The following is a 19,490-nucleotide window of genomic DNA, read 5'->3' on the forward strand; positions in this document are numbered from 1 at the left end:
GGTGCACAAAGACACCAGCCCGACAATAATCCGCTGCCGCACGAGACTCTCCCAATGAAAAGACTGTTCACCCGCTGTCTCTCAATCCTCTGCGGCACCGCTCTCCTGAGCACCAGCGTCCTGGCCAGTGACGACGCCTCCTGCAAGGCTGTGCGCATGGGTGTAGTCAACTGGACCGACGTGATCGCCACCAGCGGCATGGCTGACGTATTGCTCAACGGCCTCGGCTACGAAAGCAAGCAAACCAGCGCCGTACAGCAAATCATCTTCGCCGGCATCCGCGACAAACGCCTCGATATCTTCCTCGGCTACTGGAAACCGGCGATGGACAAGAACATCGCGCCGTTCGTGGCCGCCAATCAGGTGAAGGTCATGGACAAACCGAGCCTGGCCGACGCACAGGCAACGCTCGCCGTGCCCGAATACGTCGCCGAAGCTGGGCTGAAAACCTTCGCCGACATCGCAAAATTCAAAGATCAGCTCGGCGGCAAGATCTATGGCATCGAGCCGGGCAGCGGCGCCAACACCACCATCAAGACCATGATCGAGACCAATCACTTTGGCTTGAAGGATTTCAAACTGATCGAGTCCGGCGAGGCCGGCATGCTCGCCGCCGTTCAGCGGGCGGTGAACCGCAAGGAGTTCGTGGTGTTCGTCGGCTGGACCCCGCACCCGATGAACATCAACATGAAGATCGCCTACCTGACCGGCAGCGAAGACGTCTATGGCCCGAACGAAGGTGCGGCGACGGTCTCGACCGTAACGTCCCCTGACTACGCCGAACGTTGCCCGAACGTGAATCGCCTGCTGCAAAACCTGACCTTCACCGCCGCCCAGGAAAGCCAGCTGATGGTGCCGATCATGGAGCGCAAAACGCCGCAGGACGTTGCCAAGCAGTGGCTGCGCGATCACCCGGAAGACCTTCAGCGCTGGTTGGCCGGTGTCAGCAGTTTTGATGGCAAGGATGGCGCGGCGACGGTTCTGGCCAGTCTGAAAAACTGAGGTCAGACGCGCACCCTGTGGGAGCGGGCTTGCTCGCGAAGGGGGAGTGTCAGTCACATCAATACTGCCTGACCCACCGCCTTCGCGAGCAAGCCCGCTCCCACAGGGATCTCCATTGCCTTCACAATCTTCTGAACTGGCTGACTGCAGACCCATGGCTCCTTACCCGATTTCTGAACAAATGACGGCATTCGTCGAGAAAACCGTCAGCTTCAACAGCACCGACAGCAGCCTCAACGGTTTGCGTCAGGCCTACAGCGAGATGTGCCGGGCGTTCACCCCAACCCGTCCCGCCGGGCTCTACGTGGTCGATTTCGAGTTGGCCGGCGTGCCAGTGCGGTCCTATCAGCCGTCGGTTGCACCTGCGACCGGCGGTGTCCCGTGCATCCTGTATCTGCATGGCGGCGGCTGGGTGGTGGGGGATCTGGATTCCCACGACTTCATCTGCGCCGAACTGGCGTCGGCACTCGGCGTGCTGGTGATCGCGGTCGATTACCGATTGGCGCCAGAACATCCGTTCCCGGCGGCGTTCGATGATTGTCTCGGTGTCTGGCGCGCGCTGCGAACCGGACCCTTTCAGCTTGACCCCAAGCGCACGCTGGTAGCGGGGGACAGCGCCGGCGGCAATCTCGCCGCTGCGTTGTGCCTGGCGCTGCGCGATGCGGGCGAGCCCTTGCCGGCGGCACAGGTCCTGATTTATCCGGGGTTGGGCGGTGATCACCAGTTGCCGTCACGCAGCGAATGCGTCGACGCGCCGTTGCTCGCCAGCAGCGATGTGGATTGTTATCACGCCCTGTACCTGCGCGGCACCCGACAGCCGGGCGCCTATGCCATGCCGTTGCTCGCCGAACACTTTGGCGGACTGCCGCCGACATTGATCGCCGTGGCGCAATTTGACCCGCTGCGCGATGACGGCATGCTCTACGCCGAGCAACTGCAGACCGCCGGCGTACCCACCATGCTTTATTACGGCGAAGGTCTGGTTCACGGCTGTTTGCGGGCCCGGGGCCAGGTCGCCGAGGTCGACTTGCTCTACGAAACACTGCTCGGGTTTTTGGCTGACAACTTATGACGCTGCAAGGGGCATGCTCATTGGCGTAATTCGGGTTTATGATGCCGGACGGCAGAATAATAGAAGTCCCCCCAGGGATGACCTCGACCCCTTACGGAGCGCGCAATGCAGACTTTGTACCCGCAGATCAAACCCCACGCCCGGCACGATCTGGCCGTCGATGAAACACACACCCTGTATGTCGACGAAAGCGGTTCACCGGAAGGTTTGCCGGTGGTGTTCATCCACGGCGGTCCCGGCGCCGGTTGTGATGCTCAGAGCCGTCGGTACTTCGATCCGAACCTGTACCGCATCGTGACCTTCGACCAGCGCGGTTGCGGTCGCTCCACGCCCCACGCCAGCCTCGAAAACAACACTACCTGGGATCTGGTCGCCGACCTTGAGCGAATTCGCAAACACCTGGGCATCGACAAATGGGTACTGTTTGGCGGTTCCTGGGGTTCGACGCTGGCGCTGGCCTACGCGCAAACCCATCCGGAGCGTGTGCACGGTCTGATTCTGCGCGGGATATTTCTCTGCCGTCCGCAGGAAATCGAATGGTTCTACCAGTGTGGCGCCAGCCGTCTGTTCCCCGATTACTGGCAGGACTACGTCGCGCCCATCCCGCTGGACGAACGCGACGACCTGCTCAGCGCTTTCCACAAGCGCCTGACCGGCAACGATCAGATCGCCCAGATGCATGCGGCCAAGGCCTGGTCCACCTGGGAAGGCCGGACCGCGACCTTGCGTCCGAACCCGCTGGTGGTCGATCGCTTCTCCGAGCCTCAGCGCGCGTTGTCCATCGCACGCATCGAATGCCACTATTTCACCAACAATGCGTTCCTTGAGCCGAACCAGCTGATTCGCGACATGGGCAAGATCGCCCATTTGCCAGGTGTGATCGTCCACGGCCGGTATGACGTGATCTGTCCGCTGGACAATGCCTGGGAACTGCATCAAGCCTGGCCGAACAGCGAGCTCCAGGTGATCCGCGACGCGGGCCACGCCGCGTCCGAGCCGGGTATCACCGATGCGCTGGTACGCGCCGCCGGGCAGATGGCGCGCCGCTTGCTTGACCTGCCGCCAGAAGAAGCATGAAGGGCCTGCTGCAACGCGTGCGTGGCGCGCGAGTCGAGGTAGCGGGAGAGGTGGTGGGGGCGGTAGATCAGGGGTTGCTGGTGCTGGTGGCGGTTGAACCCGAGGATACTCGTGCCAGCGCCGACAAACTTCTGCATAAGCTGCTTAACTATCGAGTATTCAGTGACGCCGAGGGCAAGATGAATCTGTCGTTGGCGGATGTAAGCGGTGGGTTGCTGCTGGTCTCGCAGTTCACCCTGGCCGCTGACACCAAGAGCGGGTTGCGCCCGAGTTTTTCGACCGCTGCCCCTCCGGCCCTGGGCGAGGAGCTTTTCGACTATCTATTAAACAAAGCGAAACAGGTGCATGGCACTGTGGCATCAGGTAGATTCGGCGCGGATATGCAGGTGCATCTGGTCAATGATGGCCCGGTCACCTTCCTGTTGCAGACGTGAAAGCCCTTGAAACATGTTTTTCAGGGCTTTTCGACTGAAAACAGGGGGTTTTCGCGATAAATACTTTGTTACCCCTGATGCGTTGTAACGCGGCCTACTAGATAATCGCGCGCTACGGGGATCAGCGTTCGTTGGTCCATTTTGACTTAGGTAGAGACTTGTCCGGGACCTGTTGGGGAATCATTTAGCCCCATGGGAGTCGGAACAATGCTCGCCAACCTGGCATATAGATAGCTGGCCGTTGGTTTTTTGATCTGTTTTCGGCGAGGGTTGCTCGTGATTGTTAGTCCCTGTAATGCACCAAATTTGACTGCCAAACGGTTCCGAAGCGCTCTGGTAGCGGGCTCTGCACTGCTCTGCCTGCTCAGCGCCGGCCAGCTTTGGGCATTCAATCTGGATGATGTATCGGTCAAAGCCAAAGAGATGGCCGGTCAAAAATACGAAGCCCCGCGCAGTAACCTGCCGAACGAATTCCGCGAAATGAAATTCGCGGACTATCAAAAAATTCGTTTCCGCACTGAAAAAGCCGAGTGGGCCGATCAGAAAACCCCGTTCAAGCTGTCGTTCTATCACCAGGGCATGCACTTCGATACCCCGGTGAAAATCAACGAAATCACGGCCAACACCGTCGAAGAGATCAAATACGACCCGAGTCGTTTCGATTTCGGCGATGTGAAGTTCGATCCTAAAGCCACCGAACAACTGGGTTATGCCGGTTTCCGCGTGCTTTACCCGATCAACAAGGCCGACAAGCAAGACGAAATCATGACCATGCTCGGCGCGAGCTACTTCCGCGTTGTCGGCAAGGGTCACACCTATGGCTTGTCCGCTCGCGGCATGGCCATCGATACCGCCTTGCCGTCCGGCGAAGAATTCCCGCGTTTCACCGAATTCTGGATTCAACAGCCAAAACCGGGTGACAAGCACCTGGTGATCTTCGCGCTGCTGGATTCGCCACGTGCGACCGGCGCTTACCGTCTGACCCTGCGTCCTGGCAGCGACACCATCGTCGACGTCAAGGCCCGCATGTTCCTGCGTGACAAGGTCACCAAGCTTGGCGTTGCGCCGCTGACCAGCATGTTCCTGTTCGGCGCCAACCAGCCGTCGAAAGTGCTGAACTACCGTCGCGAACTGCACGACTCCAGCGGTCTGTCGATCCATGCCGGCAACGGCGAGTGGATCTGGCGTCCACTGAACAATCCAAAACACCTGGCCGTGAGCAACTTCTCGATCGAGAACCCGCGTGGTTTCGGCTTGCTGCAACGTGGCCGCGACTTCAGCCACTACGAAGACCTCGACGACCGCTACGACAAGCGCCCAAGTGCCTGGATCGAACCAAAAGGCGATTGGGGCAAGGGTTCCGTCGATCTGGTAGAGATTCCGACTGCCGACGAAACCAACGACAATATCGTTGCTTTCTGGAGCCCGGAAAAACTGCCTGAGCCTGGCCAGCCGCTGGACGTCGCTTATCGCATGCACTGGACCATCGACGAAGCCGCTCTTCACGCACCGGACAGCGCCTGGGTCCAACAGACCCTGCGCTCCACAGGTGACGTGAAGCAGTCGAACCTGATCCGTCAGCCGGATGGCAGCGTTGCCTACCTGGTGGACTTCGAAGGTCCGTCCCTGGCGGCACTGCCGGAAACGGCGGACGTTCGCAGCCAGGTCAGCGTTGGCGACAATGCCGAGCTGGTCGAGAACAGCGTGCGTTACAACCCTGAAACCAAGGGCTGGCGCCTGACGCTGCGGATGAAGATCAAGGATCCGGGCAAGCCAACCGAGATGCGTGCTGCACTGGTCGAGAACATCGTGCCGGGCGACCTCTCCAAGAACTCGCTGCCAGTCTCCAACTCGTCTGTTGCCAAGGCCGACAAGGTTGCAGCCAAGCAACAAGAGAAGATGGACAAGGAAGCCAAGGACGCCAAGCAAGCCGAAGCCAAGCAGGCCGACGCGAAGCCAGTTGCCGATACCAAGGAAAAGGACAAGGACAACAAAGACGCCAAGCAGCCTGCTGCTGCGGACGCGGCCCCAGCCACACCGGAATCGGCCTCGACTGAAGAAGTCCTGACCGAGACCTGGAGCTACCAGTTGCCTGCCGATGAGTAATTCTCAAGTACAGCCAGAGACTCTTGCCGAGTATCTGGCGCATCTACCGATGACCGACCAGCAGCGCGCGGAACTCGCGGGCTGCCAGTCCTTCAGCGAACTGCACCAGCGTCTGTCGTCTTCGACGTTTGACGCGCCGGCCGAGGCTGCTCAAGCCTCGGTGGGCCGTCGCCTGACCCTGAACACCGCTGAAGAGTTGGAAGAAGCGGAAATGCTGGCGGTCGACGCCAGTGGTCGGGTTTGCCTCAAGGCTACCCCGCCGATCCGTCGGACCAAAGTCGTGCCAGAGCCGTGGCGCACCAACATCCTGGTGCGTGGCTGGCGTCGCCTGACCGGTCGCACCAATCCGCCGGCTCCGCCGAAGGACGAGAACGTGCTGCCGGCAGCCCGCTGGCGCACCGTCGGTTCGATCCGGCGTTACATTTTGCTGGTCCTGATGCTGGGTCAAACCATCGTCGCCGGCTGGTACATGAAAGGCATCATGCCGTACCAGGGCTGGTCGTTCGTCGACCTGAACGAAGTCCTGCATCAACCGATCCTGCAAACCGTCACGCAAGTGCTGCCGTATGCACTGCAGACCAGCATCCTGATTCTGTTCGGGATTCTGTTCTGCTGGGTCTCGGCCGGTTTCTGGACCGCGCTGATGGGCTTCCTCGAACTGCTCACCGGCCACGACAAATACCGCATCTCCGGTAAAAGTGCCGGCAACGAGCCGATCGCCAAGGACGCGCGCACCGCACTGGTGATGCCGATCTGCAACGAAGACGTGCCGCGGGTGTTTGCCGGTTTGCGCGCAACCTTCGAATCGGTGGCGGCCACGGGTGACCTGGATCGCTTCGACTTCTTCGTTCTCAGCGACAGTAATGACGCAGACATTTGCGTAGCCGAGCAACAGGCCTGGCTAGACGTCTGCCGTGAAGCCAAGGGCTTCGGCAAGATTTTCTATCGCCGTCGTCGCCGTCGCGTTAAACGTAAAAGCGGCAACCTCGACGACTTCTGCCGTCGCTGGGGCGGTGACTACAAGTACATGGTCGTACTCGACGCGGACTCCGTGATGAGCGGCGAATGCCTGACCAGTCTGGTGCGCTTGATGGAAGCGACGCCGGACGCCGGGATCATCCAGACCGCGCCGCGTGCGTCGGGCATGGACACCCTTTATGCGCGTATGCAGCAGTTTGCGACCCGTGTGTACGGTCCGCTGTTCACCGCCGGCCTGCACTTCTGGCAGTTGGGCGAATCCCACTACTGGGGCCACAACGCGATCATCCGCATGAAGCCGTTCATCGAGCACTGCGCCTTGGCGCCGTTGCCCGGTAAAGGCGCGTTTGCCGGTGCGATTCTGTCCCACGACTTCGTCGAAGCGGCGCTGATGCGCCGTGCCGGCTGGGGCGTGTGGATTGCCTACGATTTGCCGGGCAGCTATGAAGAACTGCCGCCGAACCTGCTGGACGAACTCAAGCGTGACCGTCGCTGGTGCCACGGTAACCTGATGAACTTCCGCCTGTTCCTGGTCAAGGGCATGCATCCGGTTCACCGCGCGGTGTTCCTGACCGGCGTGATGTCTTACCTGTCGGCGCCGTTGTGGTTCTTCTTCCTTGTGTTGTCGACAGCGTTGCTGGCGGTTAACACCTTGATGGAACCGCAATACTTCCTTGAGCCGCGTCAGCTCTATCCGCTGTGGCCGCAATGGCACCCGGACAAGGCGATTGCGCTGTTCTCGACGACGATCGTGCTGCTGTTCCTGCCGAAGCTGTTGAGCATCATCCTGATCTGGGCCAAGGGCGCAAAAGAGTTCGGTGGCAAGTTCAAGGTGACCTTGTCGATGCTGCTGGAAATGCTGTTCTCCATGCTGCTGGCGCCGGTGCGGATGATTTTCCACACCCGTTTCGTCCTCGCCGCGTTCCTTGGCTGGGCCGCGACCTGGAACTCGCCACAACGTGACGACGACTCGACGCCATGGAGCGAAGCGGTCAAGCGCCACGGTCCGCAAACCTTGCTGGGCTTCTTCTGGGCCTTGCTGGTGGTCTGGTTGAACCCGAGCTTCCTGTGGTGGCTGGTGCCGATCGTCGGTTCGTTGATGCTGTCGATCCCGGTGTCGGTGATTTCCAGCCGTGTCGGCCTGGGCCTCAAGTCCCGTGACGAGAGCCTGTTCCTGATCCCTGAGGAATACAATCCGCCACAGGCGCTGCTGGCAACCGATCAGTACACCCACGAAAACCGTTGGCACGCGCTGAACGACGGCTTCATCCGCGCGGTGGTCGATCCACAGCAGAACGCCTTGGCGTGCGCGCTGGCGACCTCGCGTCACGGTCAGGCCGAGCCGATCGAATGGCTGCGGATCGAGCGGGTGCGTCACGCCTTGAAAGTCGGGCCTGACGGCCTGAACAACAATGAGCGTGTGCAACTGCTGAGCGATCCGGTGGCGTTGGGTCGCTTGCATGAGCAGATCTGGGATGAAGGCCATCCCGAGTGGCTGGCAGCCTGGCGCAAATCGGTGAAAGCCGATCCCCATGCGCCGCTTCTGCCGCTCAAACCTCTGAGTGCGCAGCCTCAGTTGGCGTAACAAACAGCCCCGCTAACCCGCGGGGCTTTTTTTTGCCTGAACGTTGCCAAACCCTTGTGCAAACGGACGAGTGCGTTAGCATCCGTCCCCGAATTGGTGCGCCCGGACAATTTTCTGTTCGTATCGGCCGGTTTCCTGAGGGAAATCCGCCGTTTGCGCGCCTCACAACGCAATGGTTTTGGGGACTTGATGATGAAGAAGTATCTGTCGATGCTGCTGGTCGGCGTCACGGCATTGGTTGCAGTCAGCGCGGCGCAGGCCGGTGCCATCGATGACGCGGTCAAGCGCGGCACGCTGAAAGTCGGCATGGACCCGACCTACATGCCGTTCGAAATGACCAACAAGCGCGGCGAAATCATCGGTTTCGAAGTCGACATCCTCAAAGCCATGACCAAGGCGATGGGCGTCAAGCTGGAGCTGGTGTCCACCGGCTACGACGGCATCATCCCGGCCCTGTTGACCGACAAGTTCGACATGATCGGCAGCGGCATGACCCTGACCCAGGAACGCAACCTGCGCCTGAACTTCAGCGAACCGTTCATCGTGGTCGGCCAGACCCTGCTGATCCGCAAAGAGCTGGAAGGCACCATCAAGTCCTACAAAGACCTGAACACCGCCGACTACCGCATCACTTCCAAACTCGGCACCACCGGCGAGATGGTCGCCAAGAAGCTGATCTCCAAAGCCAAGTACCACGGCTACGACAACGAGCAGGAAGCCGTGCTCGACGTGGTCAACGGCAAGGCCGATGCCTTCATCTACGACGCGCCGTACAACGTCGTGGCCGTGAACAAGGTCGGCGCCGGCAAGCTGGTGTTCCTCGACAAGCCGTTCACCTATGAGCCGCTGGCCTTCGGCCTGAAGAAGGGTGATTACGACAGCATCAACTTCATCAACAACTTCCTGCACCAGATCCACGAAGACGGCACCTACGATCGCATCCATGACAAGTGGTTCAAGGACACCGCCTGGCAGAAGGACATGGAATAACACTCGGTCAGATAGACCGAGTCGCCCCATTCGCGAGCAAGCCCGCTCCCACAGTTGACCGAGTTGCTGGATAAGTACGCGGTTAAATGTGGGAGCGGGCTTGCTCGCGAAGGCGGCCTCCCTGGCGACACAGAATTCGGAATTTTCAGAGCAAATGAAACAGAAAAAAGCCCAATGGCCCTGGCACGTCTTGACCGTGCTCGTGCTGATCGGCCTGGCCGGCGCGTTGTATTACGCCACCTCGCTGATGTCCTACGAATGGCGCTGGAACCGCGTGCCGCAATACTTCGCCTACCACGCCGAAGAGTCCCAGCGCGCCGCCGACATCTCCACCGTCAGCGAACTGGTGCGCAAGGGTGATAAAGCCGAAGTCACCCTGCGCAACGACGCGGGCGACGAGCAGCGTGTGACCGTCGACGACAACAGCCTGCAAGTCGCCCAAGGCGATGACGTGGCGGAAGGCGATGTGATCGGCGTCACCCGCCATTGGGCTGCCGGACCGTTGATGTGGGGCTTGTGGACCACCTTGTGGTTGTCCGTGGTGTCCGGCGTGCTTGGGCTGCTGATCGGCCTCGCCACGGGCTTGTGTCGTCTATCGAACAACCCTACGCTGCGCGATCTCTCGACGATTTACGTCGAACTGGTACGCGGCACGCCGCTGCTGGTGCAGATCTTCATTTTCTACTTCTTCATCGGCACTGTGATGAACCTGTCCCGGGAGTTCGCCGGGATCGCCGCGCTGTCGCTGTTCACCGGCGCCTACGTGGCCGAGATTATTCGCTCCGGTGTGCAGTCGATCGCCCGTGGCCAGAACGAAGCCGCGCGCTCCCTTGGCTTGAGCGCTGGCCAGTCGATGCGCCACGTCGTGCTGCCGCAAGCCCTGAAACGCGTACTGCCGCCGCTGGCCGGGCAGTTCATCAGCCTGGTCAAGGATACGTCGCTGGTGTCGGTGATCGCGATTACCGAACTGCTGAAAAGCGGCCGCGAAGTCATCACTACCTCGTTCTCGCCGTTCGAAATCCTGTTCTGCGTGGCCGGGTTGTACCTGTTGATCAACCTGCCGCTGTCGAAAATCGCCAGTCGGCTTGAGCGGAGGCTCGCGCAAAGTGATTGAAGTCCGCGATCTGGTTAAAGTCTTCGACACCCGTGGCCATGTCGTGCGCGCGGTGGATAACGTCACCACGCAAGTGGCGAAAGGCGAAGTGCTGGTGGTGATCGGCCCGTCCGGCTCCGGCAAGTCGACCTTCCTGCGCTGCCTCAACGGCCTGGAAGAATTTGACTCGGGCTCAGTGAGCATCGACGGCTTGCAACTGGCCGACCCGAAAACCGACGTGAACGCCTACCGCCGCGAAGTCGGCATGGTGTTCCAGCATTTCAACCTGTTCCCGCACATGACCGTGCTGGAAAACCTCTGCCTGGCCCAGAAAGTCGTGCGCAAGCGCGGCAAGAAAGAGCGCGAGGCCAAGGCGTTGGCGTTGCTGGAGAAAGTCGGCATTGCGCAGAAGGCCAATGAGTTTCCATCGCGCCTGTCCGGCGGTCAGCAACAGCGCGTCGCCATCGCCCGGGCATTGGCGATGGAGCCCAAGGTCATGCTGTTCGATGAGCCGACTTCGGCACTTGACCCGGAAATGGTCGGTGAAGTGCTGGACGTGATGAAAACCCTGGCCGTGGAAGGCATGACCATGGTTTGCGTCACTCACGAAATGGGCTTTGCGCGGGAAGTGGCGGATCGGGTGCTGTTCTTCGATCACGGCAAATTGCTGGAAGATGCCTCGCCGGCGGAATTCTTTGATGCGCCGAAGGATCCGCGGGCGCAGGCCTTCCTTCGTCAGGTTCTCTAGCTTCAGCGACTGTCAGACCGCTTTCGCGAGCAAGCCCGCTCCCACAGGGTAAGGTGTCAGACACAAATTTTGTGTACGACGCCGATCAATGTGGGAGCGGGCTTGCTCGCGAATGCATTACCTCGGTCCTTGGTGAACCGAGGCGTTTGCATCGCCTTATACCTTGAACCGCCCAACCAGCATCTGCAGATGCGTCCCCAACCGCGCCAGCTCAATGCTGGAGGCCGCGGTCTCTTCACTGGCTGCCGAGGTCTGCTCGGACACGTCGCGCACGTTCAGCACGCTACGGTTGATCTCCTCGGCCACGGCGGTTTGCTGCTCGGCTGCGGCGGCGATCTGCTGGTTCATCGACTGAATCGCCGACACGGTGCGGGTGATGCTTTCCAGCGAGCTGCCGGCGCGGCGAGTCAATTCGACGCTGCTGTCGGTCAGGCTGCGGCTGTTGTCCATGATGGTTGCCACTTGCTGGGTGCCGGTTTGCAGGCCGACGATCAGCTCTTCGATTTCCTCGGTGGACTTCTGGGTGCGCTGGGCCAGGCTGCGGACTTCATCGGCGACCACCGCAAAACCGCGTCCGGCTTCACCGGCGCGGGCGGCTTCGATCGCGGCGTTGAGCGCCAGCAAGTTGGTTTGCTGGGCGACGGATTTGATCACGTCGAGCACGCTGCCGATCTTGTCGCTCTCGCGTTTGAGATCACCCATGGCCGCAGTGGAATTGCCCACTTCGAGGGCCAGACGCTCGATCTGGGCGATGGCTTCACCGACCACTTTGTCGCCTTCGCGGGCCTGTTGATCGGCGGCGACGGCGGCTTCGGAGGCTTCTTCGGCGTTACGCGCGACTTCCTGCACAGTGGCGGTCATCTCGTTCATCGCGGTGGCCACCTGGTCGGTCTCGACCTTCTGGCTGTTGACCCCGGCGCTGGTCTGCTCGGTGACGGCGGACAGTTCTTCGGCGGCGCTGGCGATTTGCGTAACACCATCGCTGATACCGCCGATCAGTTCGCGCAGGCCCAGGGTCATGCTCTGCATGGCGCGCTGGAGCTGGCCCAATTCGTCGCGACGCTCGGAAACAAGGTTCTGGGTCAGGTCGCCGGCCGCTACGCGCTCGGCCACTTTGAGGGTCTGGTTCAGCGGAATCACGATCTGGCGAGTGATCGCCCATGCCGCCAGCAAGCCGAACGCCAGAGCCAGGACGGTGGCCATCAGCAGCAGGTTCTTGGCGTGCGCGGCGTCGGTGTCGCGGACGATGGTTTGTGACACGGTGAGTTTTTTGCTGGCATTGAGCAGGATCTCGCCTTGCTCGGTCATGCGCTTGAGGGCTGCGGCGCTGGCAACCTGCGAGTCGCGGAACTGGCTGACGGCGGCACGGTAGGCTTTAAGCGAATCGGTGGCTTGTTGCAGGTTGGCGATGTGCTGTTCCGGCAGTTTCGATGGCAAGCTTTCGAGGTTCTTCAGGGCGTTGTCGATGGCGTCAAGCGCAGGCTGTTCGGCCTCGGTCTTGCCGCTGTAGGTGTAGCCGCGAACCTGGAAGCGGGCTTGCTGAATCAGCTTGCTCAGGTCGATCACGCTGTTGAAGTCGGCGACGCTGTCGCCTTGCAGCATGGATTTTTCGACCTCGGCGACGCGTGCCACCGCGTTGTCGGCGGTCGCGCCCAGTTTGCTACGGGCGTCTTCGCGGGTGGCGCCGGCCTGGGTCAACGCGATGAAGGCTTGCTTGTACTGGCTGACGGCGGCCAGTTGTTGGTCGATCATCGCCACGTCGGCAGGCTGTTCGATCAATTTTCGAGCGGTTTGCAAACCGGCGTCGAGTTGGCTCAGCAGTTCGTTGACGGCGGCCGGGCCTTGTTCGCCGCGGCGCATGTCGTAGTCCATGCGGGCCAGACGCAGGTCTTTGGTCAGGTCACTGAGGCTGGCAATGAAACCGAGCTTGTCGCCACGGCTCATCACGCCCGTCAGGCCGGTCCAGCCTGTGAAAGTGATCAGCAGCGTGAGCAGCAGCACCAGACCGAAGCCGATCCCCAGTTTGCGATTGACGCTTACATTTCCCAGATTCTCGGCTAGCCAACGGTACATGCTGCTACTCCCTCGGACCACACATTGGTTTTATGGGGGCTATATCGGCAGGCGGCGGGGAATCTGTAGGCGTACACATTGGTTGGAACGACAAATTCCCCTGTGGGAGCGGCGGTGCGACGATTCGACTTGCTCGCGAATGCGGTGGCTCAGTAACGTTAATGTCATCTGACACACCGCATTCGCGAGCAAGCCCGCTCCCACAGGTTCTGTATCTTGAGTGGAATCTGGGGTTAGAACAGGCGTGCGAGCAGCGCAGTGACGGCGGTTTCGACGCGCAGGATGCGCTCCCCGAGTTGCACCGGTTGCAGGCCGGACTTGGCCAGCAGGTCGATTTCGTAAGGGATCCAGCCGCCTTCGGGGCCGATGGCCAGGGTCACCGGCTCGTCCAGGCCACGGGGGCAGGGCGGGTAGTTGCCGGGATGGCCAACCAGGCCGAGGGTGCCTTCGGTAATGGCTGGCAAACGATCTTCGACAAAGGGCTTGAAGCGTTTCTCGATGACGATTTCCGGCAGCACGCTGTCCCGGGCCTGTTCCAGGCCGAGAATCAACTGCTCACGAATCGCCTCTGGCTCCAGAAACGGCGTTTGCCAGAAGCTCTTCTCGACGCGATAGCTGTTCACCAGGATGATTCGTGGCACACCCATGGCCGCCACGGTCTGAAACACCCTGCGCAGCATTTTCGGCCGTGGCAGGGCCAATACCAGCGTCAGTGGCAGCTTGGTCGGTGGTGGCTGGTCGAGGGTGACGCGCAGTTCGGCTTCATCGGCGTCCAGGCGCAGCACTTCGGCCGAGCCCATCAGGCCGCCAATGCGCCCGACGCGCATGCTGTCACCCACTTCGCAGCGATGAACTTCCTGCATGTGCGTCAACCGGCGATCACGCAGGATCACCCGGTCGGCCGCAATGAAATCGGCATCGATGAGGAGCAGCAGATTCATGGTTGAGTCGCTGGCGGCTGGTCGTTGTGATCGTCCACCGGCTGGTCGTCCGGATGCTCGCCACGCTTGCTGATCAGGCCGCCGAACAGGATGCCGATCTCGAACAGCAGCCACATCGGTACGGCCAACAGCGTCTGCGAAAAGATGTCCGGCGGCGTCAGGATCATGCCGACCACGAAGCAGCCGATGATCACGTACGGGCGGATTTTCTTCAGGTATTTGACGTCGACCACGCCGATCCACACCAGCAGCACCACGGCCACCGGGATCTCGAACGCCACGCCGAAGGCGAAGAACAGTGTCATGACGAAGTCGAGGTAGCTGCTGATGTCGGTCATCATTTCCACGCCGGCCGGGGTGGCGGCGGCGAAGAATTTGAAGATCAGCGGGAACACCAGGTAATAGGCGAATGCCATGCCGGCGTAGAACAACATGATGCTGGAGACCAGCAACGGCACGGCGATGCGCTTCTCATGCTTGTACAGGCCCGGCGCGATGAAGCCCCAGATCTGATGCAGGATCACCGGGATCGCCAGGAACAGCGACACCATCATCGTCAGCTTCAGTGGCGTCAGGAACGGTGACGACACGTCGGTAGCGATCATCGTCGCGCCGACCGGCAGATACTGGCGCAGCGGCGTCGAGACGAAGGTGTAGATCTGCTGGGTGAACGCAAACAGCCCGGCGAAGATGATGAAGATCGCCGCTACGCAACGCAGCAGGCGGGTACGCAACTCGGTGAGGTGCGAAACCAGCGGCATGTGCTGGTCGTTTTCAGGAAGATCGCTCATGGGGCTCGCGGCGGCAGTGTTGGGTCATGAGGGGCCGGCGTTGTCGGCGCGGCGGCAGGCACAACAGGTTCAACCGCAGGTGCTGCAACGACGGGTGTTGGTTCTACCGTCGCCGCAACAGGCGCAGGCACGGCGGCTGGAGCATGAATCGTCTGCTCCGCCACAGGCTCAACCGGCTGGACCGGTGTGGCCTCCTGCTGGGTTGGCGTGAAGATCTTCCGCGCCTCTTGCTCCAGCGACAGAATGTGCTCGTTGTGCAGTTGCCGACGAATCTCGTCGGCACCGATTTCACGTTCAACTTCCTGTTTGATCGCGTTGAAGCTGCGCTTCAGACGACCGACCCACAGGCCGGCGGTGCGCGCAGCACCCGGCAGACGCTCGGGACCCAGCACCAGCAGGGCGACGAGGCCGACGAGCAGCAGTTCAGAGAAGCTGATACCAAACATTAGTCAGTGCTCACACGTCTTTGCGGATCGTCTCTTCGACTTTTTGCGCCTGCACGTCGATGGTGTGCGGCTGGTTCACGGACTGCGTGGTCTGTGGCTGAACCGGTGGCACCGGTTGTGCCGGAGTTACGGTCGGATCGGCCGGTTTTTCGTCATCGTTCATGGCTTTCTTGAAACCCTTGATCGACTCGCCCACGTCAGTGCCGAGGTTTTTCAGTTTCTTGGTGCCGAACACCAGCACGACAACAACCAGGATGACGATCCAGTGTTTCCAGTCAAAAATACCCATGTTGCTGCTCCTCTCTAATAGTTGTTCAGGCGGACGGGCGCGAGGCTTTCTCGGCGTGTCCGGACAGACCGAAACGACGGTCCAGTTCATCGAGCACAGCCTGTGGATGCTGCCCCAGTTGGGCGAGCATGACCATGCTGTGGAACCACAAATCGGCGGTCTCGTAGATCACATCGCTGCAGTCACCGCTGATGGCGGCGTCCTTGGCGGCAATGATGGTTTCGACCGACTCTTCGCCGACTTTTTCCAGAATCTTGTTCAAGCCCTTGTGGTACAGGCTGGCGACATACGAGCTGTCGGCGGCGGCGCCTTTGCGCTCTTCCAGCACCTCGGCCAGACGGGTCAGGGTGTCACTCATGGGTGTGTCCTGCGCAATAGATGGCGTGCGGGTCTTTGAGTACCGGGTCGACGGTTTTCCAGTCGCCGTTCTCGAAGACTCGGTAGAAACAGCTCTGGCGGCCGGTATGGCAGGCGATGTCGCCGATCTGCTCGACCATCAGGATGATCACGTCGGCGTCACAGTCCAGGCGCATCTCATGCAGCGTTTGCACGTGGCCGGACTCTTCGCCCTTGCGCCACAGCTTGCCACGGGAACGTGACCAGTAAATGGCACGGTTTTCAGCCGCGCTCAGTTCCAGTGCTTCGCGGTTCATCCAGGCCATCATCAGGACGCGCCCGGTCTTGTGATCCTGGGCAATCGCCGGCACCAGGCCGTCTGCGTCCCACTTGATCTCGTCCAGCCAGTTTTTCATCTTCGACTCCGACAGCGGGTTCCACACTTCATGAGCAGAACCCAAGCGTTGAAACAGTGTGCCAGCGTGCGGGGGCTCTGGCTATCGGCGAACGACCAGATACAAACCGACGGCCACCATGATGCCGGCCGGCCAGTGACCCAGTTCGTTCAACGGCCCACCTGCAGCGAGTATCGTGCCGCCGGCCAGGTGCGCACAGCCAAGCAGTCGCAGGAACCAGTCGTCCTTGCGCTTGTGCCACGGTGGCGGTGGATCGTTGGCATGGGGCTGGGACATGCGCTCGAGCAGGTCACGGGCCATGTTGGCCAGGTGCGGAATCTGTTCGAACTGGCTCTGCACGTTGCCGAGCAAGGCTTTGGGGCTGACGCGCTCACGCATCCAGCGTTCGAGGAACGGCTGCGCGGTGTTCCACAAATCCAGATCCGGGTACAGCTGACGGCCCAGACCTTCGATGTTCAACAGGGTTTTTTGCAGCAGCACGAGCTGCGGCTGCACTTCCATGTTGAAGCGTCGAGCGGTCTGGAACAGGCGCATCAGCACCTGACCGAATGAAATATCTTTTAATGGTTTTTCGAAGATCGGCTCGCACACGGTACGGATCGCCGCTTCGAATTCGTTGAGTTTGGTTTCCGCCGGTACCCAGCCCGAATCGATGTGCAATTGCGCCACACGACGGTAGTCACGCTTGAAGAACGCGAACAGGTTACGCGCCAGGTAATCCTGGTCTTCCGGGGTCAGGCTGCCGACGATGCCGCAGTCGATCGCAATGTATTGCGGGCTCCACGGGTTCACGGTGCTGACGAAGATGTTGCCCGGATGCATGTCGGCGTGGAAGAAACTGTCGCGGAACACCTGGGTGAAGAAGATTTCCACACCGCGTTCAGCGAGCATTTTCATGTCGGTGCGCTGGTCGGCCAGAGTCGTGAGGTCGGTGACCTGGATACCGTAGATGCGCTCCATCACCAGCACTTTTGGCCGGCACCAGTCCCAATAGACTTGCGGCACATACAACAACGGCGAGCCTTCGAAGTTGCGCTTCAACTGGCTGGCGTTGGCCGCTTCGCGTAGCAGGTCGAGTTCGTCGTAGATGGTTTTTTCGTAGTCGCTGACCACGTCCACCGGGTGCAGCAGACGGGCATCGGCCGAGAGTTTTTCAGCGGCGCGGGCGAGGATGAACAGCCACGCCAGGTCCTGGGCGATGATCGGTTTCAGGCCCGGACGGATCACTTTAACGACGACTTCTTCACCGGTTTTCAGTTGCGCGGCATGCACCTGCGCCACCGAGGCCGAGGCCAGCGGTTCAACGTCGAAACGGCTGAACACTTCGCTGATCTTTTTGCCGAGCTGCTCTTCGATCAGGTTGACCGACACCTGTGAATCGAACGGCGGCACGCGATCCTGCAGCTTCATCAGCTCATCGGCGATGTCTTCGGGCAGCAGGTCGCGGCGCGTTGAAAGGATCTGCCCGAACTTGATGAAAATCGGCCCAAGGTCCTGCAACGCCAGGCGCAAGCGTGCACCACGGCTCAGGTCCAGCGTCTTGCGCGGGAACCAGCGCCACGGCAACGCATAGCGCAGCGCCAGCAGAAACCAGGGCAGCGGCAGGGCGAACAACAGGTCATCGAGGCGGTAGCGAATCACAACGCGCTGGATGCGCAACAAACGGCGGACGGCAAGCAGCTTCATGCGTTATCGCTTGGGTCGAGGGATCGGGAAAGGCGCTCGAAACGCGCCTCGAGACGTTCCAGATCGAGCTTGATCTGGTCCAGTTCACTGAAACGGGCTTCGGCTTCGCGCTGACCGACGAGGGTGCGCGATTCTTCGGCCAGGTATTCGCCCATATTCTGATTCAGGCTGGCGAACCCTTGCTGATACCAGCGTGCGCGGCTGCGCAGGTGACCGCTGACCAGTTGCGTGGCCACAGGTCCGAGCCAGCGCGAGAGTTCGTACTCCCAGTCCAGCTCAAGGTCCTGAAGGATCGCCGCCAGTTCCAGCAGCACGCCGCTGTCACCGTCGAGCTCGACTTCAGGGCCATGCAGGACCGAGGTCTTGTCCTTGCTTATCGCCAGTTTCAACAGGCTTGAAGCCGGTGCGCGCAACGTGCAATCGGCGCCGGTTTCCCAGTGGGAAGCGAGCATCAAGCCTTCGTCGCTGGGCAGGATGAACAGTTGCAGCGCCGGGCTGCGGCAATCGACGGCAATCACTCTGCCGCTCAAATGCGCCAGCCGCGGCAACGCCGTGCTGTCGAGACGCAGCACCCGGTTCAGACCGAGTTCAACGCTGGCGAGCAGGCCGGCCAGCAACATCAGGGTTTGATACCGCGGTGCAGGGCGACGATGCCTGCGGTCATGTTGTGGTAGGTCACTCGGTCGAAACCGGCCTCGACCATCATCGACTTCAGGGTTTCCTGATTCGGGTGCATGCGGATCGATTCGGCCAGGTAGCGATAGCTTTCCGAGTCGTTGGTGATCAGCTTGCCCATCAGCGGCATGAAGGCGAACGAGTAGGCGTCGTAGGCTTTGGACATCAGCGCGTTGGTCGGCTTGGAGAATTCCAGCACCAGCAAACGGCCGCCCGGTTTCAGCACGCGCAACATCGAGCGCAGGGCGTCTTCTTTATGAGTGACGTTGCGCAGGCCGAAGGCGATGGTCACGCAGTCGAAGTGATTGTCCGGGAACGGCAGCTTTTCAGCGTCGGCCTGGACGAACTCGACGTTGCCGGCCACACCCAGATCCAGCAGGCGGTCACGACCGACCTTGAGCATGGATTCGTTGATGTCGGCCAACACCACCTGGCCGGTCGGGCCAACGAGGTGCGAGAATTTCTTGGTCAGGTCGCCCGTGCCACCGGCGATGTCCAGCACGCGGTTACCGGTGCGAACGCCCGACAGCTCGATTGCGAAACGCTTCCACAGACGGTGCATGCCGCCCGACAGGAGGTCGTTCATCAAGTCGTACTTGGCGGCTACCGAGTGGAAAACCTCAGCGACTTTTTCCGCTTTCTGGCTTTCCGGAACGTTTTTGAAGCCGAAGTGAGTGGTGGGTTCGGCATCGCTGCCTTTGCGCTGATCAGTCATATCGCTGTCACCAAAAGAGAATGCGGGACATTCTAAT

Annotated in this window: 19 protein-coding genes; 9 read left to right on the forward strand and 10 right to left on the reverse strand. The window is 60.7% G+C overall.

Features of this window, described 5'->3' with window-relative positions; genetic code table 11:
• Positions 1-54: 54 nt before the first annotated feature.
• The 9 genes from ACA049_RS01945 to ACA049_RS01985 all read left to right on the forward strand — a co-directional run bounded on the left by ACA049_RS01945 (position 55) and on the right by ACA049_RS01985 (position 11,085).
• Positions 55-1,002 carry a choline ABC transporter substrate-binding protein gene (locus ACA049_RS01945; RefSeq protein ID WP_497332702.1) on the forward strand — a complete coding sequence of 316 codons (948 nt, stop codon included), beginning with the start codon at positions 55-57 and terminating at the stop codon, positions 1,000-1,002.
• A 154-nt stretch (positions 1,003-1,156) separates the two neighbouring features.
• Positions 1,157-2,074, forward strand: a complete 918-nt coding sequence (locus ACA049_RS01950; RefSeq protein ID WP_497332704.1) for an alpha/beta hydrolase — start codon at positions 1,157-1,159, stop codon at positions 2,072-2,074.
• Positions 2,075-2,179: 105 nt separating this feature from the next.
• Entirely contained in the window at positions 2,180-3,151 is a 972-nt protein-coding gene (gene pip / locus ACA049_RS01955; protein WP_109627529.1) for a prolyl aminopeptidase, read from the forward strand.
• The gene (gene dtd, locus ACA049_RS01960) at positions 3,148-3,585 is read left to right on the forward strand and encodes a D-aminoacyl-tRNA deacylase (RefSeq protein ID WP_497332706.1); all 438 of its coding nucleotides are present in this window, start codon (positions 3,148-3,150) and stop codon (positions 3,583-3,585) included. The genes pip and dtd overlap by 4 nt, the downstream gene beginning before the upstream one ends.
• 276 nt (positions 3,586-3,861) lie before the next feature.
• Positions 3,862-5,691: a glucan biosynthesis protein G gene (locus tag ACA049_RS01965; protein ID WP_497332708.1), complete on the forward strand. Its 1,830-nt coding sequence runs from the start codon at positions 3,862-3,864 to the stop codon at positions 5,689-5,691.
• A complete protein-coding gene (mdoH, locus tag ACA049_RS01970) occupies positions 5,684-8,254 on the forward strand; it encodes a glucans biosynthesis glucosyltransferase MdoH (protein WP_497332710.1) in 2,571 nt (856 codons plus the stop codon). Before ACA049_RS01965 ends, mdoH begins: the two co-directional genes overlap by 8 nt.
• A gap of 192 nt (positions 8,255-8,446) precedes the next feature.
• Positions 8,447-9,244, forward strand: coding sequence for a transporter substrate-binding domain-containing protein (locus ACA049_RS01975; protein WP_109635926.1), 798 nt, complete (start codon positions 8,447-8,449; stop codon positions 9,242-9,244).
• A gap of 154 nt (positions 9,245-9,398) precedes the next feature.
• Entirely contained in the window at positions 9,399-10,358 is a 960-nt protein-coding gene (locus ACA049_RS01980) for an amino acid ABC transporter permease (RefSeq protein ID WP_497332712.1), read from the forward strand.
• The gene (locus ACA049_RS01985) at positions 10,351-11,085 is read left to right on the forward strand and encodes an amino acid ABC transporter ATP-binding protein (RefSeq protein ID WP_059406451.1); all 735 of its coding nucleotides are present in this window, start codon (positions 10,351-10,353) and stop codon (positions 11,083-11,085) included. Before ACA049_RS01980 ends, ACA049_RS01985 begins: the two co-directional genes overlap by 8 nt.
• 156 nt (positions 11,086-11,241) lie before the next feature.
• Here the strand turns inward: ACA049_RS01985 and ACA049_RS01990 are convergent, their stop codons facing one another.
• The 10 genes from ACA049_RS01990 to ubiE form a co-directional block, all read right to left on the reverse strand.
• Entirely contained in the window at positions 11,242-13,158 is a 1,917-nt protein-coding gene (locus ACA049_RS01990) for a methyl-accepting chemotaxis protein (RefSeq protein ID WP_497332715.1), read from the reverse strand.
• Between the two features lie 233 nt (positions 13,159-13,391).
• Complete coding sequence (locus ACA049_RS01995) at positions 13,392-14,099, reverse strand: 16S rRNA (uracil(1498)-N(3))-methyltransferase (protein WP_497332717.1); 708 nt, start codon at positions 14,097-14,099, stop codon at positions 13,392-13,394.
• Positions 14,096-14,890 carry a twin-arginine translocase subunit TatC gene (tatC, locus tag ACA049_RS02000; RefSeq protein ID WP_084322536.1) on the reverse strand — a complete coding sequence of 265 codons (795 nt, stop codon included), beginning with the start codon at positions 14,888-14,890 and terminating at the stop codon, positions 14,096-14,098. Before tatC ends, ACA049_RS01995 begins: the two co-directional genes overlap by 4 nt.
• Positions 14,887-15,336, reverse strand: a complete 450-nt coding sequence (gene tatB, locus ACA049_RS02005; RefSeq protein WP_497332719.1) for a Sec-independent protein translocase protein TatB — start codon at positions 15,334-15,336, stop codon at positions 14,887-14,889. The genes tatC and tatB overlap by 4 nt, the downstream gene beginning before the upstream one ends.
• Positions 15,337-15,346: 10 nt before the next feature.
• Positions 15,347-15,625: a twin-arginine translocase TatA/TatE family subunit gene (locus tag ACA049_RS02010; RefSeq protein WP_497332721.1), complete on the reverse strand. Its 279-nt coding sequence runs from the start codon at positions 15,623-15,625 to the stop codon at positions 15,347-15,349.
• A gap of 25 nt (positions 15,626-15,650) precedes the next feature.
• Positions 15,651-15,983, reverse strand: a complete 333-nt coding sequence (locus ACA049_RS02015) for a phosphoribosyl-ATP diphosphatase (RefSeq protein WP_008047820.1) — start codon at positions 15,981-15,983, stop codon at positions 15,651-15,653.
• Positions 15,976-16,377, reverse strand: coding sequence for a phosphoribosyl-AMP cyclohydrolase (gene hisI, locus ACA049_RS02020; protein ID WP_497332723.1), 402 nt, complete (start codon positions 16,375-16,377; stop codon positions 15,976-15,978). Before hisI ends, ACA049_RS02015 begins: the two co-directional genes overlap by 8 nt.
• A gap of 81 nt (positions 16,378-16,458) precedes the next feature.
• Entirely contained in the window at positions 16,459-18,063 is a 1,605-nt protein-coding gene (gene ubiB, locus ACA049_RS02025) for a ubiquinone biosynthesis regulatory protein kinase UbiB (RefSeq protein WP_497332725.1), read from the reverse strand.
• Positions 18,060-18,683 (reverse strand): ubiquinone biosynthesis accessory factor UbiJ, encoded by a 624-nt coding sequence (locus ACA049_RS02030; protein WP_497332727.1) that lies wholly within the window; start codon positions 18,681-18,683, stop codon positions 18,060-18,062. The genes ubiB and ACA049_RS02030 overlap by 4 nt, the downstream gene beginning before the upstream one ends.
• Positions 18,683-19,453, reverse strand: coding sequence for a bifunctional demethylmenaquinone methyltransferase/2-methoxy-6-polyprenyl-1,4-benzoquinol methylase UbiE (gene ubiE, locus ACA049_RS02035; RefSeq protein WP_007948968.1), 771 nt, complete (start codon positions 19,451-19,453; stop codon positions 18,683-18,685). Before ubiE ends, ACA049_RS02030 begins: the two co-directional genes overlap by 1 nt.
• Positions 19,454-19,490 lie beyond the last annotated feature (37 nt).

Source organism: Pseudomonas sp. LBUM1662, assembly GCF_059695915.1.